Origin of the sequence: Leifsonia sp. Leaf336, from assembly GCF_001423695.1 — a bacterium.
Classification (GTDB): Bacteria; Actinomycetota; Actinomycetes; order Actinomycetales; family Microbacteriaceae; genus Leifsonia.
Window position 1 is genome coordinate 741015 of the sequence record NZ_LMOZ01000002.1, and the last position, 23964, is coordinate 764978.

The 23964-nt window shown below is 66.9% G+C and carries 21 protein-coding genes; 10 read left to right on the forward strand and 11 right to left on the reverse strand.

Annotated features, from left to right (window positions below; all coding sequences use genetic code 11):
* Positions 1 to 43 precede the first annotated feature (43 nt).
* Genes ASF88_RS12380 through ASF88_RS12400 form a run of 5 tightly spaced genes read left to right on the forward strand, consistent with a single transcriptional unit; the run spans position 44 to position 4973 of the window.
* Positions 44 to 1324 carry a flavin-containing monooxygenase gene (locus ASF88_RS12380; RefSeq protein ID WP_055918733.1) on the forward strand — a complete coding sequence of 427 codons (1281 nt, stop codon included), beginning with the start codon at positions 44 to 46 and terminating at the stop codon, positions 1322 to 1324.
* Positions 1324 to 1761, forward strand: a complete 438-nt coding sequence (locus ASF88_RS12385; protein ID WP_055918736.1) for a RidA family protein — start codon at positions 1324 to 1326, stop codon at positions 1759 to 1761. The genes ASF88_RS12380 and ASF88_RS12385 overlap by 1 nt, the downstream gene beginning before the upstream one ends.
* Positions 1758 to 2429 (forward strand): DUF1028 domain-containing protein, encoded by a 672-nt coding sequence (locus ASF88_RS12390; RefSeq protein WP_055918739.1) that lies wholly within the window; start codon positions 1758 to 1760, stop codon positions 2427 to 2429. The genes ASF88_RS12385 and ASF88_RS12390 overlap by 4 nt, the downstream gene beginning before the upstream one ends.
* Positions 2422 to 3579 (forward strand): M20 family metallopeptidase, encoded by a 1158-nt coding sequence (locus ASF88_RS12395; RefSeq protein WP_055918742.1) that lies wholly within the window; start codon positions 2422 to 2424, stop codon positions 3577 to 3579. The genes ASF88_RS12390 and ASF88_RS12395 overlap by 8 nt, the downstream gene beginning before the upstream one ends.
* On the forward strand, positions 3576 to 4973 hold the full coding sequence (locus tag ASF88_RS12400; RefSeq protein WP_055918745.1) for an aspartate ammonia-lyase: 1398 nt from the start codon (positions 3576 to 3578) through the stop codon (positions 4971 to 4973). The genes ASF88_RS12395 and ASF88_RS12400 overlap by 4 nt, the downstream gene beginning before the upstream one ends.
* A 40-nt stretch (positions 4974 to 5013) precedes the next feature.
* Here the strand turns inward: ASF88_RS12400 and ASF88_RS12405 are convergent, their stop codons facing one another.
* A complete protein-coding gene (locus ASF88_RS12405; protein ID WP_055918748.1) occupies positions 5014 to 5646 on the reverse strand; it encodes a TetR/AcrR family transcriptional regulator in 633 nt (210 codons plus the stop codon).
* A 331-nt stretch (positions 5647 to 5977) separates the two neighbouring features.
* Here ASF88_RS12405 and ASF88_RS12410 point away from each other — a divergent pair, with 331 nt between their 5' ends.
* Together ASF88_RS12410 and ASF88_RS12415 are read left to right on the forward strand one after the other, a co-directional pair.
* The gene (locus ASF88_RS12410; protein WP_055918750.1) at positions 5978 to 7957 is read left to right on the forward strand and encodes a primary-amine oxidase; all 1980 of its coding nucleotides are present in this window, start codon (positions 5978 to 5980) and stop codon (positions 7955 to 7957) included.
* Entirely contained in the window at positions 7957 to 8478 is a 522-nt protein-coding gene (locus tag ASF88_RS12415; protein WP_157498338.1) for a hypothetical protein, read from the forward strand. The genes ASF88_RS12410 and ASF88_RS12415 overlap by 1 nt, the downstream gene beginning before the upstream one ends.
* Before the next feature lie 4 nt (positions 8479 to 8482).
* On the opposite strand, the gene ASF88_RS12420 is transcribed toward ASF88_RS12415, so the two are convergent.
* The 5 genes from ASF88_RS12420 to ASF88_RS12440 form a co-directional block, all read right to left on the reverse strand.
* Positions 8483 to 8740, reverse strand: coding sequence for a DUF6457 domain-containing protein (locus ASF88_RS12420; RefSeq protein ID WP_055918756.1), 258 nt, complete (start codon positions 8738 to 8740; stop codon positions 8483 to 8485).
* The gene (locus ASF88_RS12425; protein ID WP_055918759.1) at positions 8737 to 9315 is read right to left on the reverse strand and encodes an NTP transferase domain-containing protein; all 579 of its coding nucleotides are present in this window, start codon (positions 9313 to 9315) and stop codon (positions 8737 to 8739) included. Before ASF88_RS12425 ends, ASF88_RS12420 begins: the two co-directional genes overlap by 4 nt.
* Before the next feature lie 184 nt (positions 9316 to 9499).
* Positions 9500 to 10105, reverse strand: a complete 606-nt coding sequence (locus tag ASF88_RS12430) for a DUF3618 domain-containing protein (protein WP_055918762.1) — start codon at positions 10103 to 10105, stop codon at positions 9500 to 9502.
* Positions 10102 to 10518 (reverse strand): phage holin family protein, encoded by a 417-nt coding sequence (locus ASF88_RS12435; protein ID WP_055918765.1) that lies wholly within the window; start codon positions 10516 to 10518, stop codon positions 10102 to 10104. The genes ASF88_RS12430 and ASF88_RS12435 overlap by 4 nt, the downstream gene beginning before the upstream one ends.
* Positions 10515 to 11261 carry a hypothetical protein gene (locus tag ASF88_RS12440; RefSeq protein WP_055918768.1) on the reverse strand — a complete coding sequence of 249 codons (747 nt, stop codon included), beginning with the start codon at positions 11259 to 11261 and terminating at the stop codon, positions 10515 to 10517. The genes ASF88_RS12435 and ASF88_RS12440 overlap by 4 nt, the downstream gene beginning before the upstream one ends.
* A gap of 191 nt (positions 11262 to 11452) precedes the next feature.
* Here ASF88_RS12440 and ASF88_RS20820 point away from each other — a divergent pair, with 191 nt between their 5' ends.
* On the forward strand, positions 11453 to 12358 hold the full coding sequence (locus ASF88_RS20820) for a hypothetical protein (protein ID WP_055918771.1): 906 nt from the start codon (positions 11453 to 11455) through the stop codon (positions 12356 to 12358).
* 99 nt (positions 12359 to 12457) lie between these two features.
* Positions 12458 to 13387: a DUF2510 domain-containing protein gene (locus ASF88_RS12450; RefSeq protein WP_082518936.1), complete on the forward strand. Its 930-nt coding sequence runs from the start codon at positions 12458 to 12460 to the stop codon at positions 13385 to 13387.
* 72 nt (positions 13388 to 13459) lie between these two features.
* Here ASF88_RS12450 and ASF88_RS12455 read toward each other — a convergent pair whose 3' ends face one another.
* Positions 13460 to 13888 (reverse strand): DUF2510 domain-containing protein, encoded by a 429-nt coding sequence (locus tag ASF88_RS12455; protein ID WP_055918774.1) that lies wholly within the window; start codon positions 13886 to 13888, stop codon positions 13460 to 13462.
* A 144-nt stretch (positions 13889 to 14032) separates the two neighbouring features.
* Between ASF88_RS12455 and ASF88_RS12460 the strand changes: the two genes are divergently transcribed.
* On the forward strand, positions 14033 to 14998 hold the full coding sequence (locus tag ASF88_RS12460) for an NAD-dependent epimerase/dehydratase family protein (protein ID WP_055918779.1): 966 nt from the start codon (positions 14033 to 14035) through the stop codon (positions 14996 to 14998).
* A gap of 317 nt (positions 14999 to 15315) precedes the next feature.
* Here the strand turns inward: ASF88_RS12460 and drmB are convergent, their stop codons facing one another.
* The 4 genes from drmB to ASF88_RS20435 are packed head-to-tail and all read right to left on the reverse strand — an operon-like array spanning position 15316 to position 23958.
* Complete coding sequence (gene drmB, locus ASF88_RS20120) at positions 15316 to 17244, reverse strand: DUF1998 domain-containing protein (RefSeq protein ID WP_082518937.1); 1929 nt, start codon at positions 17242 to 17244, stop codon at positions 15316 to 15318.
* The gene (locus tag ASF88_RS12470) at positions 17241 to 20744 is read right to left on the reverse strand and encodes a helicase-related protein (protein ID WP_055918786.1); all 3504 of its coding nucleotides are present in this window, start codon (positions 20742 to 20744) and stop codon (positions 17241 to 17243) included. Before ASF88_RS12470 ends, drmB begins: the two co-directional genes overlap by 4 nt.
* Positions 20741 to 22450 carry a nuclease-related domain-containing DEAD/DEAH box helicase gene (locus ASF88_RS20125; protein WP_235493428.1) on the reverse strand — a complete coding sequence of 570 codons (1710 nt, stop codon included), beginning with the start codon at positions 22448 to 22450 and terminating at the stop codon, positions 20741 to 20743. Before ASF88_RS20125 ends, ASF88_RS12470 begins: the two co-directional genes overlap by 4 nt.
* Complete coding sequence (locus tag ASF88_RS20435; protein WP_157498339.1) at positions 22438 to 23958, reverse strand: hypothetical protein; 1521 nt, start codon at positions 23956 to 23958, stop codon at positions 22438 to 22440. Before ASF88_RS20435 ends, ASF88_RS20125 begins: the two co-directional genes overlap by 13 nt.
* Positions 23959 to 23964: the final 6 nt, after the last annotated feature.

The window sequence follows — 23964 nt, forward strand, 5'->3', positions numbered from 1 at the left end:
GACCGCTCACGGTTCAGCTCACGGATCAGCGAAGGAGATCAGCATGTCGAGCCAGGAAATCGAGGTCCTCGTCGTCGGCGCCGGGCAGGCCGGTGTGGCGATGAGCGATCATCTGACCGACCGCGGCATCCCGCACCTCGTGCTCGAGAAGGGCCGCATCGCCGAGCGCTGGCGCTCCGGGCGGTGGGACTCGCTGGTCGCCAACGGCCCCGCCTGGCACGACCGCTTCCCGAAGCTCGAGTTCGAGACCGTCGGCGCCGACGACTTCGCTCCCAAGGAGGACGTGGCCGACTACTTCGTCGCCTACACGAAGCTCATCGACGCTCCCATCCGCACCGGCGTGGAGGTCACCCGCGTCGTGCGCAACAGCGACCGGCCCGGCTTCACCGTCGAGACCTCCGAGGGCGACCTCCAGGCGCGCTACGTCGTCGCGGCGACCGGGCCGTTCCAGGTGCCGGTCATCCCGGCGGTCGTGCCGGACGACTCCGGTCTCACCCAGCTGCACTCCAGCGACTACCGCAACCCGGCTCAGCTGCCGGAGGGCGGCGTGCTGGTCGTGGGCGCCGGGTCGTCTGGCGTGCAGATCGCCGACGAGCTGCGACGCTCCGGACGCGAGGTCTGGCTGTCCGTCGGCCCGCACGACCGGCCTCCCCGTCGCTACCGCGGCCGCGACTTCGTCTGGTGGCTGGGCGTGCTCGGCAAGTGGGACCTCGCCGCGCCTCCGCAGGGCGCCGAGCACGTCACCATCGCGGTGAGCGGCGCCGACGGCGGGCACACGGTCGACTTCCGCGAGCTCGCGGCGACCGGCATCACGCTGGTCGGCCGCACCGACGCCTTCGCCGACGGCCGGATGCGGTTCGCTCCCGACCTCGCCCGCAACGTCGCCGCCGGCGACGCCAACCTGTTCGCGCTGCTCGACGAGGCCGACGCCTATGTCGCCCGAAACGGCCTCGACCTCCCGGAGGAGCCGGAGGCCCGCGCGCTGCTCGCCGACCCCGCGAGCCTCACCGACCCGATCCTCGAGCTCGACCTCCAGGCCGCCGGTATCACCACGATCGTGTGGGCGACCGGGTTCCGCACCGACTACAGCTGGCTGCAGGTCGACGCGTTCGACGAGAACGGCAAGCCGGCGCACCAGCGCGGCGTCTCGACCGAGCCGGGCGTCTACTTCCTCGGCCTGCCGTGGCAGTCGCGCCGCGGCTCCAGTTTCATCTGGGGCGTCTGGCACGACGCCCGCCACATCGCCGACCAGATCCAGATCCAGCGGGGCTACCTCGCCTACGACCAGCAGGCCGCTCTCGCGGCGGAAGGAGCAGTTCTCTGATGCCGACCCACACCCGGATCCGCCCGTTCAACACCAAGGACACCTACCCGGAGCAGAACCTCGACAACGACCTCTGCCAGGCGGTCGTCGCAGGCGGCGTGGTCTACCTGCGCGGCCAGATCGGCCAGGACTTGGAGACCCGCGAGTCCGTCGGCATCGGCGACGTGGAGGCCCAGGCCGAGAAGGCGATGGCGAACATCGCGATGCTGCTGGAGGAGGCCGGCTCGAGCCTCGACGACATCGTCAAGGTCGTGATCTACCTCATCGACCCGCGCTACCGGGAGGACGTCTACCGCGTCGTCGGCCGCTGGCTGAAGGGCGTCTTCCCGGTATCCACCGGCATCGTCGTCTCGGCGCTCGCCCGGCCGGAGTGGCTGGTCGAGATCGATGCGACCGCCGTGATCAGCTCGACGGTGGCGGACGGGGCCGCACGATGACCTTCTCCATCCTGGCCGTCGACGACACCGGAGCGATCGGCTCCGCCATCTGCTCCTCCTCACCGGCCGTGGCCGCCCGTTGTGTGAACCTCGCCGATGGCATCGGCGGCGCGCACTCGCAGAACATCACCGACCCCCGGCTCGGCCCGCAGCTCATCGACGGGCTGCGCGACGGCCGGCCGGTGGAGGAGGTGCTGGCGTGGGTCGTGGACTCCACGCCCGACATCGACTACCGGCAGCTGCTCGTGATCGACCGCAACGGCCGGTCGGCCATCCACTCCGGTTCACAGGTGCTCGGCCATCACGGCGAGGCGCAGTCCGCGCACGCGGTGGCCGCGGGCAACATGCTCGCCCGCGCGGACGTGCCGCAGCTCATGGTCGACGCGTTCGAGGAGGCGACGGGCGACCTGGAGGTGCGGCTTCTGGCCGCGCTGAAGGCCGCCATCGCCGCCGGCGGCGAGGAAGGGCCGGTGCACTCGGCCGGCGTCGCGGTCGTGCGCGACGCCGGCTGGCGGGTCACCGACCTCCGCGTCGACTGGGCAGAGAACCCCGTCGAGCTGCTCGACGAGATCCTGGTCGAGACGTGGCTGCCGCAGCGCGACGCGTACGTCACCCGCGGGCTGATGCCGGCGGGCGCGCCGAGCTACGGGGTGCCCGGGGATGAGTGAGCGGCTCGCGGTGACCGACGTCGTCGCGCTGAAGGAGCGCGTGCGAGAGCTCGTCGACGCCGACCTCCCTCAGCTCGTCGCCCTCTCGGAGGCATTGCACGCCGACCCCGAGACCGCGTGGAACGAGCACCGCTCGGCCGCGCGGCTCTGCGAGTCGCTGGCCTCGCGTGGCTTCACGGTGACGCCCGCGTACCTCGGATTGCAGACCGCGTTCCTGGCGACCGCCGGCTCCGGTGCGGTGCGCATCGGCGTCTGTGCCGAGTACGACGCACTGCCCGGTCTCGGGCACGCCTGCGGGCACAACCTCATCGCCGCGATCGCGGTCGGGGTCGCCTCCGCGCTGGCGCCGCTCGCCGACGAGCTCGGCATCACCGTGGAGGTCTACGGAACTCCGGCCGAGGAGGGCGGCGGCGGCAAGATCGAGCTGCTCGACCGCGGCGCCTTCGCCGGGCTCGACCTCGCGGTCATGGCGCATCCCGGTCCTGTGGATGTCGCCGAGGCCCGGCCGTTCGCCGTGGCGCACTCGCACGTGCAGTACGACGGCAAGGCCGCGCACGCGGGCGCCTATCCGGAGGAGGGGGTCAACGCGAACGACGCGTTCGTGGTCGCCCAGGTGGCGATCGGCCTCCTGCGGCAGCAGCTTCCGCACTCGGTGCGCGTGCACGGCATCCAGACCGTCGGCGGCCAGGCGCCCAACGCCATCCCCGACCGCACAGAGGGCCGCTGGTACGTGCGCGCCGAGACGCTGGAGGAGCTGGGACGCGTCGAGGAGAAGGTGAACCGCTGCTTCGAGGCCGGCGCCCTGGCCTCCGGCGCGACGCTCACCGTCACGTCCGAGAGCCAGCCGTACTCGGAGTTCCGCAACGACGAGCGGGCACTCGGCTTCTACCGCGCCAACGCCACGGCGCTCGGGCGCGTGTTCGACACCTCCGGCGCGAGCGCGATGAACCGTGCATCGACCGATATGGGCAACGTCTCGCAGGTCGTCCCGGCCATCCACCCGTACGTCGGGATCAACAGCCTCCCGGCCACCAACCACCAGCCGGAGTTCGCGGCGGCGTGCGTCGGGGCGGACGCCGAGAAGGCGCTGCGGGATGCCGCGGTCGCGCTCGCGCAGACCGTCGTCGACGTCGTGCGGGCCGCGGTATGAGCGCGACCCGCGTCGAGCACGACTCGCTCGGGCCGGTCGCCGTGCCGGCCGACGCCTACTGGGGCGCGAACACGCAGCGCGCGGTCGAGAACTTCCCGATCTCGGGCCGGGGGATCGGCACGTATCCCGAGCTCGTCACCGCCCTGGCGCTCGTCAAGCAGGCCGCCGCTCGCGCCAACGCCGAGATCGGCGTGCTCGATCCGGCGATCGCGTCGGTGATCGACGCGACCTGCCAAGAGATCGTGGAGGGCGACCTCCACGACCAGTTCGTCGTCGACCTCATCCAGGGCGGCGCCGGCACCTCCACCAACATGAACGCGAACGAGGTCATCGCCAACCGCGCGCTCGAACGGCTCGGCCACGCGCGCGGCCGCTACGACCTCGTGCATCCTCTCGACCACGTCAATCGCAGCCAGAGCACGAACGACGTGTATCCGACCGCGGTGAAGATCGCCCTCACCATCGGGCTGCGGAGGCTGATCGCCGAGCACGCGCTGCTGGCGGCGGCGTTCCGGTCGAAGGGCGTCGAGTTCAGGGATCACGTGAAGATCGGGCGCACGCAGCTGCAGGACGCCGTGCCGATGACGCTCGGGCAGGAGTTCACCGCGTTCGCGGTCACGATGGAGGAGGACAACCTCCGGCTGAACGAGACCATCCCGCTGCTGGCCGAGATCAACCTCGGGGCCACCGCGATCGGCACCGGCATCACGGCATCGCCCGGCTATGCCGCCGCGGTCGTGCGGCACCTCGCTGCGCTCACCGGCCTCCCCGTGGTCACCGCCACCGACCTCATCGAGGCCACCTCGGACACCGGCGTGTTCATGCTCGTCTCGGCCGCGCTCAAGCGCGCCGCGATCAAGCTGTCGAAGATCTCGTCCGACCTGCGGCTGCTCTCCAGCGGGCCGCAGTTCGGGTTCGGCGAACTGCACCTCCCGCCCCGCCAGGCCGGCTCGTCGATCATGCCGGGCAAGGTGAACCCGGTGATCCCGGAGGTCGTCAACCAGGTCGCGTTCGCGATCGCGGGAGCCGACGTGTCGATCACGATGGCCGCCGACAACGGCCAGCTGCAGCTGAACGCCTTCGAGCCGGTCATCGCGAACGCGCTGCTGCAGGGGCTCACGTGGCTGACCAACGCCTGCCGCACGCTGCGCGTCAACTGCGTCGACGGCATCCAGGCCGACGCCGAGCTGCTGCGGACGCGCGTCGCGTCATCGGTCGGGCTGGTGACCGCGCTGACACCGCGGATCGGCTACTCGACCGCCGCGCAGATCGCGCACGAGGCGCTGGAGACCGGCGGCGACGTACGCACCGCGATCGTCGGCCGCGGGCTGCTCACCGCGGAAGAGTACGACGCGATCACCGACCCGCGGCTGCTGACCGGGTCGGTGCGCTGAGCGACGGCGCTGAGCGATTGCGCTGTCAGGCCGCCGGGCCTCACGCCAGCCAGCCGCGAAGCGTTGCCGCCGCAGGGGAGGCCGCCTCGCTGAGCCAGGGCGCGACCGCGGTCGCGAAGGAGCGGCGCGCCTGGCGCGGGTCGTCGTCGACGGACTCGGCCGCCCAGATGACCTGCTCGCCCGCGTAGACGGAGTCGAGGAGTCGCACCAGCGCCTCGATCGGGGTCGCCTCGACGAGGTCGCCTTCGTCGACGGCATCCGTCAGCGCCGCGCGTGTGCGATCGGTGAACTCGCGGGGCCGGCCGAACGCCGAGCGCGTGTCGGCGTCGGGCAGCACCTGCCCCCAGAACGCGACCACGACACGCGCCTCCTCGCGGGTGATGTCGGTGATCGGGAGGATCTCCTCGGCGATCGCGAGCAGTGCGGCGAGCCCGCGCAGGTTGCCCGAGCGCTCGTCGATGCGCGCCAGCGTGCGTTCGACTCCCCGCTGGGCCGCTGCCTCCGCGATCTGCTCGACCGAGTCGAAGTAGTGCCAGAGCGTGCCCGGCACGACGCCGAGCTCGGCCGCGACCGACCTCCCGTGCGTGCCCGCGACGCCCGAGCGCGCGAGCACGCGGAGGTAGGCCTCGACGATGTCGCGGCGGCGCTGGTCGTGGTCGACGATCTTGGGCACGCCCCCATCTTGCCAGCCGCGAGGAACGGAGGAGATCGGGCCGGCCGCACCCCGAAATCGCAGCCGACGGAGGAGTTGCGCCCCGAGACCCGGCAGATCTCCTCCGTTGCTTCCGCCCGTCGTACCTCCGCAGTTCGTCCGTCGCCCACCCACCGAGCCTGTCGGAAACGGAGGAGTTGCGCCCCGAGACCTTGCCGATCTCCTCCGTTCCCCGCTTTCCGCGGGCGTGTCGCTCAGGATCTCCTCCGCTACCTGCTTCCCGCCTCTTCCGCATCCCGGATTTTGACGCTAGAGTCAATAACAATCGGGAGCACCGACGAAGGAGTATGGAATGTCCCTGACCGTCCCCACCACGACGACCACCCACCCGCTCGCCGCACTCACCGGCGGCGAGATCGACCGCGCCCGTGAGGCCGTCACCGCGGCCGGCCTGGTCACCGAGCACACCCGGTTCACCTACGTGCTGCTGCACGAGCCGCACAAGCGCGACGTGCTCGACCCCGAGCGCGCCGCCGGGCTGCACCGCCAGGTGGAGACGCTGCTGCTCGACTTCTCGACCGGAGCGGTCACCCAGGTGGTCGTCGACGTGACCGACGGCGTCGTCGTCAGCACCCGCGAGCTCGACCCCGTGACCGAGGGCACCGCCCCCGTGCTCGACGAGGAGTTCGCGCTCGTCGACGAGATCGTCAAGGCCGACGCCGGCTGGGCGGCAGCACTCGCCCGGCGCGGCATCCACGACATCGAGAACGTGCGCACCTGCCCGCTCACCGCCGGCCACTTCGACTACGACGACGAGGAGGGCCGCCGGATGTTCCGCGTGCTCGCCTTCTACCAGGCCGACCAGGCCGACCTCGCGTGGGCGCACCCGATCGACGGCGTCGTCGCGCACGTCGACACCCTCTCGCGGTCGGTCATCCGGCTCGTCGAGACGCCGATCGACACCGTGCCGATGGAGTCGGGGGACTACCTCGACCCGCAGCTCACCGGGCCGTTGCGCACCTCCCTGAAGCCCATCGAGATCCGCCAGCCGGAGGGCGTCAGCTTCAGCTACGACGACGGCGTGCTGCGCTGGGAGAACTGGGACCTCCGCGTCGGCTTCAACGGCCGCGAGGGACTCACCCTCCACGACGTCGCCTTCACCTACCAGCAGGAGCGCCGCCCGATCCTCTACCGGGCCTCCATCTCGGAGATGGTCGTCAACTATGCCGACCCGACGCCCATCCATGGCTGGCAGAACTACTACGACGCCGGCGAGTACCAGTTCGGCCGCCTCGCGAACTCGCTCGAGCTCGGCTGCGACTGCCTGGGCGAGATCTTCTACCTCGACGCCGTTGTCGCCGACGACTTCGGCCACCCGCGCACCATCACGAACGCGATCTGCATCCACGAGGAGGACTACGGGATCCTCTGGAAGCACACCGACGAGTTCAGCCACACCTCGGAGGCCCGCCGCCAGCGCCGCCTGGTCGTCTCGTTCTTCACGACCGTCGGCAACTACGACTACGGGTTCTACTTCTACTTCTACCTCGACGGCACCTTCGAGGTGGAGGCCAAGGCGACCGGCATCGTCTTCACCGGCGCGCACGACGGCGGCGACGACCCCTACTCGACCCCGCTCGCGCCCGGACTCGGCGCTCCAGTGCACCAGCACATGTTCTGCGCCCGCCTCGACATGACCGTCGACGGCGTCGCGAACGCGGTGGACGAGATCGACGTCACGCGTGTGCCGGTGTCGGAGGGCAATCCGTGGGGGAGCGCCATCGGCCGCACGATCACGCGCCTCGAGACGGAGGCTGGTGCGGTGCGCGACGCCGACGGTAGCGTCGGCCGCGTGTGGAGCATCAGCAGCGCCGAGCGCACCAACCGGGTCGGCCGGCCGACCTCGTACGTGCTGCACCCGGAGTCCGCTCCCGCGCTGTTCAGTGCAGAGGAGGCGCACCAGCGCCGCCGCGCCGGGTTCGCCGCCCACCACCTGTGGGTCACGCAGTACGAACCCTCGGAGCTGTGGGCCGCCGGCTACGCGGTCAACCTCCACCCGGGCGGCGCGGGCCTGCCGGCGTACATCGCGCAGGACCGCCCGATCGACGGCGAGGACATCGTCGTCTGGCACACCTTCGGGCTGACGCACTTCCCGCGCCTGGAGGACTGGCCGATCATGCCCGTCGACTACGCGGGCTTCTCGCTCAAGCCGTACGGCTTCTTCGACCGCAACCCCACCCTCGACCTCCCGCGGTCGTCGTCGGCCTCGTGTCACACGGCCTCCGCTTCGGAGTCGTCGGCCTGCGGCCCTGATTGCACCTGCGGGCACTGATGATGCTCGACGTGGGCGCGCTCGGGGCCTCCACGGTCTCCGCGTGCTGCCTGCTCGGCTCGCCGCGTCCGCGCCGGGTGTGGATCTCGGCGTCGCTCATGGTGCTGGCGATGCTCGGCTGCGTGCTGGCCGAGGCCGCGCCCGGGCTGGGGCTGGCATCGATCGTGCTCTCGCTGGGGTCGGCGGGGTTCGCCCTCCAGCGGAGGGACGGACGGGTCGCTCCGATGAGCCTTCATCGCGCGCTCGGCGGCGTGACGATGGCGGCTCTCGTGGCGATGTCGATCGGGATGGCGGGGGCGCGTGCGTCCGCCGCCCCCGGGCACTCCCACGGGGTGTCGCTCGCGGCGATCGCGTTCGGCTTTGTCGCCGGTTACCTCGCGTACAGCGTGTGGCTGCTGATCGCGATGGCGCGTGCGCGGCGGGAAGCAGCGGCGGATCGTCCCGGCCGCGCCCGCGGCGTCCTCCAGTTCGGCGAGGTCGCCGGCATGGCTGTCGGCGTCCTCCTCATGTGCGCGATGTAGGCGCTCAGGTCCCGGCGGGGTCCTCCGGCTGCCCGCTCTCGGCGATGGCGACGCGCAGCTCGCGCGCGACGTCCTCCAGGGTGCGGCCGGTGCCGACGGCCAAGCCTGCGATGTAGGAGGTGAGCGGCGCGGCCGGGCGGGTGACACCGTGCGCGGCGTCCTTCGCGAGGTCGAGCAGCGCCGCGACGTCGCCCGGTTCGAGCGTCACCCCGAGGCGTCGTGCGGCGGCTCCCGCCCAGGCGTCGAGTTCTTCGGGTGTCATGAGTGCAGCTCCTTCATCCTGTCGAGGTCTTCGGGGAGGTCGATGTCGGCGATCGCGTCAGCGGTCGCGGCGACGTGCCGGAGGCCGAGCTCACCGACGATCGCGCGCGCGGGGAGTCCTGCGGTTCCGCCCGCGGCCTCCAGTTCGGCGAGCCGGTCGCGCAGCGCGGCGGCCGGTGCGCGGGCGAGGAGCCACTGCGGGTGGCCGTCGGCGTCGGCGAGCACGCCGGTGTCGAGCGCCAGCAGCGCCGCGATCGCGGCCTCCGGACGCGCCAGGTCGGCGGCGACGATCAGCGTCTCGCGCACGTCGCTGGGCAGCGCGGCGACGCCGGCGCCGATCGCCGCGGCCGGACCGCACCAGCGCGGGTACTCCGAGACGCGCACGACGGCGCTCGCCAGAGCCGCGGAGGTCGCCGAGACCAGCACGACGGGATTGCATCCGCTCACCGCTGCGAGCGTCCCTTCGAGCAGGGTGCGGCCGTGCAGCTCGGCGAGCAGCTTGTCGCTGCCGAACCGCGACGAGCGGCCTCCGGCGACGACGATGGCCGCGGGCGGCGTGGGAGGGTGGAGGGCCACCCCTCCACCCTCCCACGATCAGCGTGGATCGGCGATCTAGATGCTCTGTCGCTCGTTCTGCTGGTCGACGGAGAGCCGGCGCGGAACGGAACGGCGCGGCGGCGACCCCAGGGCCGCACGCCGCGCCGTCGGGTGCGGGCGCCGTCGGGCCGGCGCCGTCCCCGCTTTCTGTCGTGCTGCGAGGTCAGGCGTCGCTCACGCGCTGACCCGCCTCCTTCGCGTCGTCGGTGACGTCGCTCGCGCGGTCGGTGGCCTCGGCCTTCACCGTCTCCACCGACTCCTGCGCGGTCTCCTTCACGGACTGCACGGCCTCCTGAGCCGGCTCCTTGAGGTCGTTCGCGACCTGCTTGCCGACCTCGGCGGCCTCCTGAAGCATCGGGTGGGCCGCGTCCTTGGCCTTGGCGGCGAGCTCCTGCTCCTTGTCGCTGGCCGGGATGAGGGAGGCTGCGAGCAGTCCGACGCCGAAGGCGATCAGTCCCACGGCGACCGGGTTGCCCTCCGCCTTGGCCACGACGCGGCGGCCCGCATCGACGGTCGCGTCCTTCGCGTCTCCGACCGCATCGCCGGTCTTGTCGGCCATCGACCGGTGGGTCTGGCCGTAGTAGTCGTACTCGTCGTCGGAGCCCATGATCTTCTCGGTGAAGGAGTGGAACGCGCCCTTCACCTTGCGCTTCTGCCGGTCGGCGATCTTGCTCGGGGTGACCTTGTCGGCCAGTGCGTCCACGTCACCGCTCAGGTTGCGGCGGGTGGATTCGATCTCGGCGCGGATCACATCGGGGTCGTCGGTCATCGGTTCTCTCCGTTTCGTTTCAGGGTGTCCGGGAATTCCTTGACCGTCTCGACGGTCTGCGGCATCCCTTTCACCGCCTTCAGTTGATTGCGCCCGACCACGTAGAGGATCAGCGCGATGATGGCCCAGATGACGGCCACGACGACGCCGGACCAGGCGTTGCCCATCAGGTAGCCGAGCGCCCACCAGAGCGCGATCGACAGGAAGAGCACCGCCATCAGGGCGGCGTAGCCGGCGCCGCCCATCATCCCGGCGCCCTTGCCTGCGCGGGTCGCGGTCTGCTTCAGCTCGGCCTTGGCAAGTTCGACCTCCTGCCGGATGAGCGTCGACAGGTCGCGGCTGACCTCGGCGAGCAGATCGCCGAGGGACTCGCGTCCCGCGCGTTCCTCCGAAGGAGTGGGCTGATCGGTCACAGCGAGCCTCCGGACCGGCTTTCGTCGCCCATGGTTCCGCCCGGGACGTAGCCCTCGCTGGCCGGCACTGCCGTGCTGCCGGCTGTGCTGCCGGCTGTGCCGCTGCCGGCTGTGCCGCTGTCGTCGCCGCCGGACGCGAGCGCGCGGGTCAGTCGCCCGGCCAGCACACCCGTCAGCGCCGCTGCGGCGATGAACGTACCGGGGTTGCGTCGTGCGTACGACTTGACCTCCCGCAACAGCGACCCCGGGTCGCGCTCGTCGAGCCAGCGCGCGACCGACTGCGTGCGAGTAGCGGCCTGGCCGACGAGGTCACTGGCGACGCCCTGCTGCTCAGACGACCGGGCCATCTGCTGCAGCTCGTCCCCGATCGAGCGGAGGCCGTCGGCCACCCGCTGCTGCTGAACGGCCGCCTGCTCCCGCAGCTCCGACTGGGTCTGGTGGTACAGCTGCTTCGCCTGCAGCTGCGCTTCGTGCGCGACGATGGCCGCTTCGTCCTTGGCGACCTCCGCGACATCGACGGCGGCGTCCTTCGCCGAGTCGGCGACGCGGCCCGCCTCGTCCTTGGCGACCTCGGTCTTGCTGGTGTCGCTGGTGGTGCCGGCTGTGCCGGATTCATCGCTGCCGGTGAGGAAGGTGCTGCCGACGGGCGGCTCGGCCCCTGCCACCACCTCGGCCTCGCCGTAGCTCTGGCGTGTGTTCTCGAAGATCGGAGTGCCTTCGGGGTTGTCTCCCGAGATCGTCATGCTCCGGCTCCCTTCCGTTTGGGTTCGAACGTGTGTGGTGTCCATGAACCCACGGAAAGTCCGCTGTGCGAGTCGGTTGACAGGTGCGGTGCGCGAGGGGATAAGAGGGGGTGGAGGTGAGCCCGCGTTCGGGACGGAATCCGTACCTCCACTGATTCGTGCGGCGACGCGGCGCCGATAGCCTCCGTCACATGACCGAGGCCACTGCCCCTGCGCCCGCACCCGAGTTCAACCGATTCGGCTGGGTGAGGAGGCTGCTGCCGCGCATCGTCATCGGGGCGCTGATCGCCGCCGCGCTCGTCGGCGTCTACGCCGTGATCATCGGCCGCTGGGACGAAACCTGCTGGAGGCTGATAGGCACGATCGCTCTGCTCGTGTTCTTCTCGCTGGTGTCCTGGTACGACGCCGACGTCTCCGCGCGACGAGCGCCGTGGTTCGGGGCGGTGTCCGTGACGCTGTCCGCGTTCCTGCTGCTCGACGGCCTCTGGAAGATCTGGGCGCCGGCGCTCGATGGCAGCGTGCCCGACGACTGGTGGTGGGGCTTCTTCTCGTGGATGCTGCTCGTCGCGGTGACGCGCCTCGGCCTCCTGCACATCCACCTGGTGCTGAACACGCAGCGCCGCTTCACCGGGCCGATCATGTCGAAGGTGACGCTCGTTACCCTGATCCTGGTCGGAGCGCTGACCGTCGGACTGGCCACGCCGCTCGTGTTCCAGCACGTGGACTTCGGCGAGGCCTACTGGAGGCTGGTCGGTGCGATCGCGATCCTGGACGCGCTCGGCACGATCCTCATCCCGTTGACGTACACGCTGTTCGGGCCCAAGCGGGAGCGGGGGCCGCAGGCGCCGCGGGCGGTGGTGTCGCCGGGCGTGGTGCCGGTCGCGCCCGCTTTCGTGCCTGGGCCGGTTGCGCCCGCGTCTGATGCATACGCGTCGCCTGCCGCGGCCGCAGCTCCTGCGGCGCCGGCCTCCGCGTACCCCAACGTGCTCACGCCGACGGGAGGCTTCCGGCTGGAGTGGCCGCGCTACGTGAACGGCACCCCGCTGCCGGCGAGGCCGGACGGGTCGCCGGACTTCACGGGGGTCGTGGGGTACTGACGGCTGGCCGATCTCCGGCGCACCGAGCCGCCTCGGCGCCCCTTTTTGGGGCCTCTCAGCTAGCTGAGCGTTTACTCAGATTCTGCCAGGGTTGTGTCTATGACTACCCCGAATGACCCGACGAATACGACGGCCGCGGCCGCCGGCTGGTACGACGACGGCACCGGTTCCGGCGCCCAGCGTTACTGGGACGGCGCACAGTGGACCGATGCCGTCCAGGCCGCGCCTGCCGCTGCCGGCCCGATCCCCGGTGCGCCCGTCGCTGCCGCGGCGAAGCAGAAGAATGTGCTCGGTATCGTCGCGCTGGCCGTCGCGGCCGTCGGGTTCATCTTCGCGTGCGTTCCCGGCGCACTGATCGTCGGTTGGGTGCTCCTCCCGATCGCTTTCGTGCTCTCGATCGTCGCCTTGTTCCTGAAGGGAAAGGGCAAGGGCCTCGCGCTTGCCGCTCTCATCACCTCGATCGTCGGCACCGTGGTCGGATTCGTCGTGTTCTTCGCCGTCGTCGCGAACTCGTTCAACGATGCGTTCGGCGGAACGGACACCGAGGTCAAGGCGCCGTCCTCGGCGAGCTCGGCCGCTCCGACGAAGGCGGCGGCGGAGGCGGCGAAGACCGGCACGCGAGAGAGTCCCGCTGCTCTGGGGAGCGCCATCGTCGGCAACGACTTCACGGTCACGATCAATTCGGTCAACCTCAACGCCGTCGATGCGATTCACGCCGCGAACGAGTTCAACGAAGCGCCCGACGCGGGCATGACGTACGCGCTCATCAACGCGACGGTCACCTACACCGGCAAGGATTCCTCGTATGCGGCGGAGGCCCAGATCTCGTACGTGGGAGCGGACGGCAAGGTGTACAACGAGTTCAACAAGGCCGTCATCGGCCCTGACCCGCAGCTCGGCGCGGACGAGCTCTACACCGGCGCGTCGACGACCGGAAACATCGTCATTCAGATCCCGGCGTCGGGCGATGGCCTGATCCGTGTCCAGCCCGGCCTGATTGCTGACAAGGTGTTCGTCGCGACTAAGTAGGCCCGTGCGATATGCGGCCCCGGCACGACCTCGTCGTGCCGGGGCCGCTTTTCGTGTGCGGTGCCGGCCGTGTTACGTGAGACTTGAGCCATCGTGCGCCGTGACGAGCGAGATCGTGACGACCGCGGCGACAACGGCAACCGCACCGACGCCGAGAGCGATACCCCACACCGCGCGCACCTTTCCTACATGCGGCTGCAGCCGGCTGGCGCGGACGAGCGCCGGGATGCCCGTCGCGAGCGAGACGATCGTCCCGGACACCATGAACAGCACGAGGAGGGGATCGATCCCGATCGCGGTGATGATGGCGAGCGCTGCGACGGCCGCCGCGGCGATCCCGCCGACGAGGGAGGCCGTCGCGAGGCCGTTGCTCTGCGCGACGAGAACGGGCGTTGACGGCGGTAGCGCCTGCAGCGACTCCGTCCACCGCTGCCCGTCCCACCACCGCTGATAGCGCGTGTCGGCATCGGGATACCAGCCGGGAGGCGGCAACTGGCTCATCGGTCTCCTCGTCGAGATCATCTTCGGGTCGCCTGAGGCTATCGCCGTCGTTACCGAATCGTAAGCTTTGAGAGGCGGGTGCACCTGTACTGGGGGTGGGTCCGCCGCGCGGCCACGAAGAAACCCACAACGGAGGGGCACCACATGCGAGTCATCGTCATCGGAGGCAGCGGACACATCGGCACCTTCCTGGTTCCGCGCCTGGTGCGGGCCGGCCACGACGTCGTGTCCATCAGCCGCGGCACGCGCACCCCGTACGCCGAGTCTCCCGAGTGGGCGCAGGTGGAAGTGGTCACCGCCGACCGCGAGCAGGAGGACCGCGACGGAACCTTCGCCGACCGGATCGCCGCGCTGCATCCCGACGTCGTCATCGACCTCCTGTGCTTCACCCTCGACTCGGCGACCGCGCTGGTCCAGCGGCTGCGCGGCGAGATCGGCCACTACGTCTTCTGCGGCTCGATCTGGAGCGCCGGCCCAAGCCGCAGCCTCCCGATCACCGAGGAGACGGCGACGCCGCCGTTCGGCGAGTACGGCATCCAGAAGCACCGGATCGCGCGCATGCTCAGGGAGGAGACAGCGTCCGGAGGCCTCCTTACGACCTCCCTGCACCCCGGCCACATCAGCGGCCCCGGCTGGGCGCCGATCGGCCCGACCGGCAACCTCGACCCGGCGGTGTGGACGACGCTCGCCTCGGGCGCGCCGCTGGCGATCCCGGGCCTCGGCGCCGAGACGATGGCCCACGTCCACGCCGACGACGTCGCCCAGGCGTTCGAGCTTGCAGTGGACCACCCGCTGAGCGCGGCGGGGGAGGCCTTCTTCATCGTGGCGCCGACCGCGCTGAACGTGCGCGGCTACGCGGAACTGGCGGCATCGTGGTTCGGGCGGACGGCCTCGCTGGAGTCGGTGACGTGGGAGGAGTTCCGGGCCGGGCTGAGCGCACGGGACGGCGAGACGAGCTGGGAGCACCTGGTGCGGAGTCAGGTCTTCTCGATCGACAAGGCGCGGGACGTGCTGGGGTATGCGCCGCGGTATACGGCGGAGGAGACGGTGCTGGAGGCTGTGCGGTGGTTGGTGGAGGCGGGGGAGGTGGATGGGGGAATGGTCGTGTGAACACTGGCGCGGAAGCGATCACCCGTGTTGGAATTAGAGAACGCTCAGAAACCAGCCAGCATAAGACTCGTGACTCACTCAATGTGACCTGAGTTGCACGCGCTCGCTCATATATCTCGACCCCTACGGAATGGGCAGTTGCAGTTTCCGCGTCGAATGCACGCTAGTGCGTAGCGCGCACGAAGAATCGACAAGCGCTAGCTCGCGCGTGGGCTACGTTGGCCCGCTCTCTGTCAGAAATTGTCTCGCTGGATTCTCGCCGACAACGCTAGAGCCCTGGCGATCGGGTCCCGTATGACTTCACTCGACGACTCGCCCTATGGCAAGAACGCATCCGAAAAGTAGCCCAGTGATGGGTCGGCCAGCGTCCCGACAACGAGCCCTCGATCTAGGAAACGGTTGAATTCTTCACAGCTCGTTTCGGGCAGCAGTGCACAAGCATGGCAGGCCGCCAGGTTGCACGAGTCCGGACCCTGGCCGTTTTCTCCTGCATCCATGCAGACTGGGTCGGTCGAGCACCAGCGCGCGTCTGCAAGGGCAGAAGCGAAGACTTGTCGAAGGTTTTCGGGACGAGCCATTCGAACCAGGCCACCCATCGTTCCTTCGGAGTCTCCGGCTGCGGTGTAGATGAGAGCCGCCGCCATATTGCGGTCTTCGGAGCTCGAGACGTAAAGGCGCTCCCTCAGCGATGCGGAGCTGTACCCGCACGTGAAGATCAGTTCGTTGATCAGAATGTGAGAGAGCGTATGTAGGAGGACGAATCGCGGGCTGATCGTTCGACCCTGGAGTCCTCGCTGGCTCGAGACCGATCCGAAGTGGTCAGTGATGAGATCAGCCCGGAGTTGAACCTCGGCACGCGCTTCCCAAGCGGCGAGGCGTTCATTATCGAGCTCGAAGTAGATCCCTTCTCCCTTAACAACGTACGCGGGGAGCCAATCCTGGGCCGGCGTTAAGCTCGCCCGCCGCAACAAGGCCTTGCCTTCAGAGAGTTTGAGCTCGCCGTCACGAACTCTAGTGAACCCACGAAGCGCGCGGGTCTCCCGCAAAACATCTACAGACCGGACCCTCGATAGGTGCGCATGCAGGTCGACGTGGGTGCCGGGATCAGACGCGGCGAGATAGTCATCCTTTGGAGTCTCGCGGATCTTCGCGTACTCAGGGTGCCGCCAAATGTCGTTACTGGTGAGACTCTCGGCATCGGCGGGAATCTCCGCGGGCTCCTCAATTGGACCAGCGCCAATACCGAACTGATCTTGGTACGCGGCTACCAATTCTTCGTCCGAAATCGGGGCAAACAGTTCGGGGGGCACGTTTCGGTCAAGGAGTCTTCGCAGCTGAGCGCCGGAGACATCAGCATCCGAGAGTTCGAACACGGTGGCAAAGGTCGCACTGACCGCAGGGTGACGCAAGAGCTGATGGACTTCTTCGCTCACTGCTCCCTCACGGCGAGGCAGGTAGATTGAGGACTCGACTTTCGGGAAATACACGTTTCCCGCCGCGCGCAGAGCTCCTCGAATCGGCTGATCGCAGACGCCCTCCAGCTGCGCGAGCCAAGGCCGTGCACCACTGCAAAGGTATGGCGCCTGAGGCGATACGAGTTGATCGCTGAGATTTGTGTGCTCGTCACCGGTTGCCTTGTCGAAGTGAGCCTCTGTAATGCCTCGGAGCGATCGTTCGTTGCCGCAGCGGTCGCAGGTCACCACCTGGCCTTCAAGTCCGCCCCCGCCACGTGACTTCAGACGGAGAGGACCTTGGCAAGCCGGGTCCACGGAACGATGGACCCACTTGTCAAACGGAAAGTCTTCGAGGTGTCCCCGTGAACAGATTGCGACGAACGGCACCTGCGACATTCGAAACTTGAACTTCTTGTCGGCATGTCTAGGGTCAGGGCATTCCACCGGCGCCTTCATTGTTAGCTTGCTCAGCTCCAGACGCTTGCAGTACATGCAGAATGACCAACGCGGGAAACGAAGCACGGGAATGGTAAGCCTCAGATTCCGCTGGTCGACGCCCTGACCGGAATATCGGTAATCAGGAGGAAGGCGAAACTCAGACACCTTTAGGCGAGATTGGAGCCGCCAGTCATGTTCCTGGTATTCCTCCATCGCGAGCGAACTCCGGTCGACGACTTCGTACCAGTGATCGAGGCCAGCAGTAATTACGGATGTCCCGTTGACCAGGACGCTCATCGCGCCGACGCCAAAAGGTGTCACGAGCTGTGCTCTCCGCATGGCGCCTGTGCTCATGGAAGCTCCTCCGGTGTGGTGTCCTCGAGGAGATAAGCCTGACTGATCTCGAGTTGGCATTCGGCGTCCACATTCCTCATGCTCGTCGGAACGTCCCAGATCGTCGATCTGCTTCCGAGGTCTGGAAGCGTACCCGCGAAGCGCATCAGCCCCTGCAGTGGATCGCCAAACGGTGCCGGGTTCGCGTCCCATTGCGTTCGCTCCCATCCGTCCCACTGTCTTGCCCGCTCCCGAGCGATGTGGTCGAGCGCTGGAAGCTCATGTGGGTCCGCGATTGCAGCTCGACCCCGGAGAAGATCGATCGCTTGGTCATAGGCCGATTTGGGGAATGGATCGGGCCCAAGGGCTACGGGCGAGGTCTGCCGTATGTAGGCGACGGCAGCTGCATGAAGGGCCCGTCGCAGAACAGGAGTCGCAAACGGCGTCAGGGAAGTCGGCTCCACCTGCGCGTATAGCTGTTGATGATAGGTGCGAAAGCGTTCGTAGTGGCTGCGATCTCGGGGCTTGGCTGCCCCATAAATCGTGATAACAAGTCCCGGGCTAACTTCAGGTTTTCGACCAACACGGCCGCTGACCTGGATGTACTGCGCCGTGGTCTTCGGCTGACCGACGATCGTCATGAGGCCGAGCCGATCGATGTCGACGCCAACCTCGATGATGTTGGAGGCCAAGCAGATGTCGACGGCTTCTTGGCGGTCTTTGCCGGGAGCGAATTTCACCTGGAGCTGCTCAATCGCTTTGGGGATCTCATCCGATCTCCGCCGGGAAGTGAGCTCCATCGTACGCTGCGGCCATCGGGGATCGATCCCGTCGCGTCTGATGAGACCCGTGAGGTAGTCGGGGACGTCGGATTCCAAGAGTGAAACGGTGTTGCCCAGCTCCCGCAGCGAGTTGAGGAAGTTGAGATTCGTCCAGTAGCCGTCGCGGTCAGCTTCTGGGATTGTCGTGGCAGCTTGTAAGGTCGCAGCGGTCACCCGAACTTGCACGGTCTGAGTGGAGCCAAGCGAGGCACTCATCACTCCGATGTATCGGCGACCCGGCTCTCGACTACCGTCAGGCTTGGTCGCTGGCTCCGCAAAAAAGGACCGGCCTTCCTCCAGTCCGTGAGGGGGAAATAATGCAACGCGGCCACGACCGAACAGGCTGCGGACCTGATCCTCGTAACGACGTACCGTCGCCGTCGACGCGATGACCTTCGGCGGAACAGGGATAGCTCCCCGACGATCAGTGCAGAGTTCGTCAATCATGGGCTCGTAGAGGCCGACCATAGAGCCCAGCGGACCGGAGATCAGGTGCAGCTCGTCCTGGATGATGAGGCTCGGTGGCGAGACGTTTCGCGCGCCTTGATCATCAAGACCAAAGAGCCGCCTCGCCATGGGTCGCCATGCCATCATCGCGAATTTATCGACCGTGCCAATGACGATGGAGGGCCGCACATCGTAGATGTCCTCATCAACGACGTGGACAGGCAACCCCGACCGACGGGCGTATTTACATTGGGGGTCGATGCAACGAAAGACCACCTTGCCCGACATCTCCTCATACCCGATAGGCTCCTGCCCACCGCCGCGCTTCTGTTGGGGTCCCATCTGCGTGCCGCACCACGGACAGCGCAGCAGCAGGAAGAGGTTCTGCTCGTGGGACCGGGTGCGAAGAGCACGTAGGTTGTCGAGTGCACTCCGCCAGGAGTTTGGAGTGGAGCTACCTCCGAGCCAGATTCCGATTCCAAATGGAGCTCCACCGAGATCAATTGAGTTTCGCTCCCGGATGTCTTCGAGGACGCAAACTAGGGATGCTGCCCGAAGGAACTGTTGGGCGGTAAGAAGACGCAACGTGTATCTCATGAGCGTGTCGGTGCCGACATCGTTTGGGTTGCGAAGCCGCCGGGCGAGCAGACTCACTGCGGCCGCGCCGAGATAGGCCTCTGTCTTGCCGCCGCCGGTCGGGAAAAAGATCAGATCGACCTGAGCTCGCGAGGGACGCTCAGGCTCGATGAGTTCAGGCAGCACCGCCAGCAAGAATGCGATCTGGAACGGCCTCCAGAGCCCGCGTCCTTCCGGAACGACCGGTGTCGGGTGTGCACCGGCGACCCGCCAGACCCGGTCGCTACCTTGCTTCACCTCCCGCAGAGGGACGCTCGAACGGATCTGTTGCATCAGCATCGCCTCGTTTGCCCAACGAAAGGTCCGAGCAGCGAGTGCATTCGTAAATAGAAGACCCCAGCCTTCGCGCATGCGTTCCAGTGCTTCTCGCGCTCGAAGCATGTGCTCGCGCGCCGCGTGTTGGTACCTGGGCAGCAATGCCGATATCTCTGATTCGCGGCGCTCGATCCAAGCCTCGTACTGACTCAAAACGAGTTCGACCTGAGCACCCCCCTCGGCACTCCCTTCGGCCAGCTCTTTCATGCTTACCGAGACAAGCGTTCGATTCCCGTTGGCGTCGCGCACAGGGTTGCCCGTGGCGTCTGCGAGGTAGACGTTGGGCGAAAGGCTGACAACCTCGTGTGCGGGCAGTGCGACTGCATCTACCCGCGAAGTATTGCCGCTCTCATCGACGACACCCCACTCCGCTGCGCACCCATGACCGATCGCGTAGGTTCGCTGGTTGCGATACAGCAAGTCGAGGGACTTCTGCTCCGCATCTCGGTCCGGCAGGTCCACCTCGGGATATGGGGCGATGTCGCTGCCTTCATCAGCCGAAACCGAAAAACCCACCTGAAACAGGGCCGACGCAGGACCAGACCCGGGGGTGTCGTTGACGACGGCTACGGTTACCAGGCGGAGGGTGTCATCATCGGATCCGGACACCGGGCGACTGAATACTCTGACCGCGACCGGCACATTGTCTATACCGTCTGACCGTGAAACGTCCACGACCTTCAGCCGGTTCGTCTCTTGTAGGAGCGTGCGTCCCGGGATGGCGCCGGTCGCCTGGAATGGCCGCCTGACCCACCACTCCACGGGCTTCGCGAGCCCAGGAAGGTGGATAGCCAGCTTTTCGTAGCGGGCGGCTTGAAGCGCAATCGTGAAGGTGCCCGCATTCGAGGTCCGGCATTGGAACGAGATTGCCATTGCGGACGGCTTGAAAGCGTTCGCGTCGGCGAGATCGAAGTCATCGGAATCGGCGACGTCGTGCCGAACCCGACCCGTGATCTCGATCGGCGAGCCTTGTGGGTTATCCTCCGTCGTCGCAACGCCAGTTACTCCAACGAGCTCTTGCGTGTCATCAAGATCTCGGCTGTCAATAGCTGAGCCACCGACAAGGGCCCCCGGGTAAAGCACGCCGATTCCGTAACGCGTCAACGGCGTCCCACTCGTGAGGATCTCCTGCCCCGTGTCGGCATCATGGAACTGCCCTCTGGACTCTTCCACCTTCCCGAAATGCACGGCGCCCGCAGCGCACTTCAATGGCACACCGCGGATCTGGTCGCCGTCGAGCGGGCCGAAGAGTTCTCTACGTAACGCGTCCTCGACGGTGCGACGAGCGTCGACACCACTCATAACCGGCCCCCTAACAATTGGCGCAGTGTGCTTGTTTCTACCAGAACGGTGAGACGGTCGGTCGCTCGCGTGAGTCCGACATAGAGCAGAGCATCAAAGTTCGACGCACCAGAATCGACAAGGTCCGTGACCACAACGGCCGGCGCATCGAGACCTTTGAACGCGTGAATGGTCGAGAAGCGAAGTTCACCGCGCGACGGAGATTTTCCGTCCGCCGGTCGCAATACTTGGCGCAGCCACGGATCGGACGTACTTGCTGCTACTGAGCTTTCGCCAAGGGGACTCAGCACCACGATTTCGCTTAGATCAAAGCCTTCGTCGCGAAGGTCGCTGATCGCCTTCTTCAAAAGCGCGGACTGATCGTCGCCCGAACTGTATCGGACAATAACCGGGTCGATCCCATCGTCGTTTCGACGGAACTCTTTGAAACCGGGCTCGAGGTGCCCAAGCAGGTTGACCTCGTATCCGATTCGCGGCAAATTGCGACAGTTTTCAAGCAACCGAATCGATGCCAGGTGTGGCGCCCTCGAGCGGAGGCGCTCACGGCCCTCCTCGTTGGCGTAAATCGCTTGACGCTCAAAGTCGCCGAACAAGAGAACACGGCCTTCCCGGAGTCCGCCAACCACAAGAAAATCGAGGAGGTCGAGGTATGCATCAGTCGCGATGTCCTGCACCTCATCGATTATCAAGAAGTCGCCAACCTCTTTCGAGCCTCGTGATGCAAGCCCATCGAGTGCGCGATCTGGTAGCTCTCGCTCCCAGAAGTCACTCCCCGCTCCATCAGGCGGTCCGCCCAAACCTGCCAGACGTAGCATCTCCTGATGCAGCGTGCTAACGCCCAGGCCGACTGTGTCCGAAAACTTGTCGCGCAGGCTGCGGCCAAGAAACCGGTTGAAACAGAGAAGTCGTCCACTTCGGCCTTGTGCGATTTCCCGCTGAGCAGTTTCGACGGCTAGGAAGGTCTTCCCCGTTCCAGCTGGACCGGTGAATAGAACAGACTTGTTGTCGGCCGCGGCATCGAGCGCTCGAAATTGCTCCTCGACAAACTGTGCTAGCTGTCCCTCCCTTGCGCGTCGGCGATCGCTTGGGGTGGAGACGATCTCGAAGCGCGGGCGAAGCAGCTGGGCAATCTTGTTGGCAAGGACCCCATCTGGCCCCAACCCGTTATTGCCGAAGTGCTTGAGAGTTGCCGAGAGGTGCTGAGCTCCGGCAGACATGACTCGCTTAACGGAAAAGAATGCCGACGGCAGGTCCTGTGAGTCTAGAACTTGCCAGTCGTGCCACTCCGGCGAATCTGGGAGGCTCGTTCGGGCCCTAACTCCGGTGAACCACACCGCGTACAGCGTCGGAACATCGCGTAAATCAACTCGCTTCTTAAGCAAGTACTCACGGATGCTGTACATGGCTCCTTGAGCCTGTTGGAATGGACTGCGCGCGGTCGGCGCATCGCGCCCGAGCCGCCACCTGCCGTCGCTGAGGCGTTCAACAGAGCGATGTGACTTGACCTCGACCACCAGCAGTCCAGCTCTCGGCACGATGACGATGAAATCGGCCTCGCCCTCAACCTGGCGCTTATGCTGAGCGATTCCGAGCGAATGAAGCACGGTCCAGTGTTCGGTGCCAGGAGCATTCTGAAGCGCCGCGAACACCGACTTTTCTCCTGGGGGCGCCGTGTCCACGCAGTACGCCGGGATCATTCGAGCCATTGCGCCCCTCGATCCGAGAACGGCACGCGCGCCTCGTGTCGGGCGACGAGCTCCGTGAACGGCGAAATGCCGAGGACTTTCGTCACAAATATTCCCCTGAAACCTGGCTCAGTGATGTCGAGCGTCATATGACCCATGCGCTCAAGCTCGTGCAGGTCGGCATTGTCCGCGACAGCCTCGAGGCGGTTACGTAGTTCACGAGTTGCGCGGTGAACCTCGTATCGAAGCGTCGATGCGTTTTCGAAGTATGGCTGCACTTGGAGCCCCAGCCAGGTGAGGACCAGTTCGAAGTCGCGGTCGCGTTGCGGCCGGATGACGTGCGGGGATATCCAAGCGCTCACCTGCCCCGCGGCACGAACATCGAGGGTACGGAGCGCTACTTCAGAATCGCGGATACCATTCGTTTTCAACCGATCCGAAAGAGCCGCTTTCCACGTCGCCTGCGAGTCTCGGATGGATGCCGCGCGAGTTCCGAGCCTGTCGAATGCCCTTTCGTGCAGTGACTCGCTCTCGCCGGCACCCTCGCGGAGAAGCAAGTATGTGCCCGCCGATAGGAGCGAAACGTCGACGTACGTGACCCGCTCCCCCGCAGGCTGAGTGGGGTCAAGGGAACGGATACGTTCACCGTCTGTTTCGAGCCAAATCGCACGACCGCCGCTTAGGAGAACCTTGTGCGCTTCCACTTCATCGAGTGTTGGAGCGCGGTCTTCACTGACTCGTATGCCCCAGAAAGGCTGGGGCAGTAGTTCCTCTTCGGGGATTCCGTTCAGGCCGTCCTGTGTCTCTTCCGGCACCTCCTGCGCCGACTCGCCAGCTTCGACGACTCGGACGCCGACCCGAATCCCGCCTTCCGCGTAGTCCGAGATTGGAGACCGAGGGAGGCTCAGGTCGCCGAACCACCCGGGGACAACGAAAGTTACCTCCGGAGTACGCGGCGCTGTTACTGCGATGGGTTTGAAGAACCTCGGGGGACCAACAAAATACGCGATTTCCTCGGAAACTTCCACACGCTCCAGGTCCCCGAGTGTTAGTACCCGAAGGCCATCCGTCGCAAGCCAGCCGCCGAGGGCCTCGCGAGCACGCGAGCTTGCGGCGACAATCACAGCTGTCCCAACTCCCACTTCGTTCGCCGACTCAACGACGACACGGCCGATGAGTGGGTCGCGTGTCAGGAGCGCGCTCGCGGCGTCGCGTATCTCGGTCAGCACCTCGGGCTCTCCCACGGCTCCCGCAAGCCGCGCTGCCTGCCGTTTTACTCGCTCGACTCCAGACCTCAGAATGTCATTGCGCTCGATTGGCAGCGGATCAGTGATGAGATGCCATCGGAGCAACTTCGCCGGGCCGGCCAGATCATCCCAGACCCCGGGACCATCGCGCTGCACAAGCCGGAAAAGGCTGCGCGTCGCTGCATCGAAGCGCGATGCCAGCGAATCATGCACGGCGATAATCTGCACGCCCTCGCGTACAAGCGCAGACGATGCTGCGTAGCGGCGGTCGAGCTCCGCCACACGCGA

Bases quoted from the DNA above. Each gene is read 5' to 3' on its own strand.
- ASF88_RS12410 (WP_055918750.1), top strand. From the start codon at position 5,978: ATGTCCCTGACCGTCCCCACCACGACGACCACCCACCCGCTCGCCGCA.
- ASF88_RS12400 (WP_055918745.1), top strand. From the start codon at position 3,576: ATGAGCGCGACCCGCGTCGAGCACGACTCGCTCGGGCCGGTCGCCGTG.
- ASF88_RS20125 (WP_235493428.1), bottom strand. From the start codon at position 22,450: ATGGCTCGAATGATCCCGGCGTACTGCGTGGACACGGCGCCCCCAGGA.
- ASF88_RS12460 (WP_055918779.1), top strand. From the start codon at position 14,033: ATGCGAGTCATCGTCATCGGAGGCAGCGGACACATCGGCACCTTCCTG.
- ASF88_RS12390 (WP_055918739.1), top strand. From the start codon at position 1,758: ATGACCTTCTCCATCCTGGCCGTCGACGACACCGGAGCGATCGGCTCC.
- drmB (WP_082518937.1), bottom strand. From the start codon at position 17,244: ATGAGCACAGGCGCCATGCGGAGAGCACAGCTCGTGACACCTTTTGGC.
- ASF88_RS12395 (WP_055918742.1), top strand. From the start codon at position 2,422: ATGAGTGAGCGGCTCGCGGTGACCGACGTCGTCGCGCTGAAGGAGCGC.
- ASF88_RS20820 (WP_055918771.1), top strand. From the start codon at position 11,453: ATGACCGAGGCCACTGCCCCTGCGCCCGCACCCGAGTTCAACCGATTC.
- ASF88_RS12385 (WP_055918736.1), top strand. From the start codon at position 1,324: ATGCCGACCCACACCCGGATCCGCCCGTTCAACACCAAGGACACCTAC.
- ASF88_RS12380 (WP_055918733.1), top strand. From the start codon at position 44: ATGTCGAGCCAGGAAATCGAGGTCCTCGTCGTCGGCGCCGGGCAGGCC.
- ASF88_RS12420 (WP_055918756.1), bottom strand. From the start codon at position 8,740: ATGACACCCGAAGAACTCGACGCCTGGGCGGGAGCCGCCGCACGACGC.
- ASF88_RS12470 (WP_055918786.1), bottom strand. From the start codon at position 20,744: ATGAGTGGTGTCGACGCTCGTCGCACCGTCGAGGACGCGTTACGTAGA.
- ASF88_RS12430 (WP_055918762.1), bottom strand. From the start codon at position 10,105: ATGACCGACGACCCCGATGTGATCCGCGCCGAGATCGAATCCACCCGC.
- ASF88_RS12450 (WP_082518936.1), top strand. From the start codon at position 12,458: ATGACTACCCCGAATGACCCGACGAATACGACGGCCGCGGCCGCCGGC.
- ASF88_RS12455 (WP_055918774.1), bottom strand. From the start codon at position 13,888: ATGAGCCAGTTGCCGCCTCCCGGCTGGTATCCCGATGCCGACACGCGC.
- ASF88_RS12440 (WP_055918768.1), bottom strand. From the start codon at position 11,261: ATGACGATCTCGGGAGACAACCCCGAAGGCACTCCGATCTTCGAGAAC.
- ASF88_RS12415 (WP_157498338.1), top strand. From the start codon at position 7,957: ATGATGCTCGACGTGGGCGCGCTCGGGGCCTCCACGGTCTCCGCGTGC.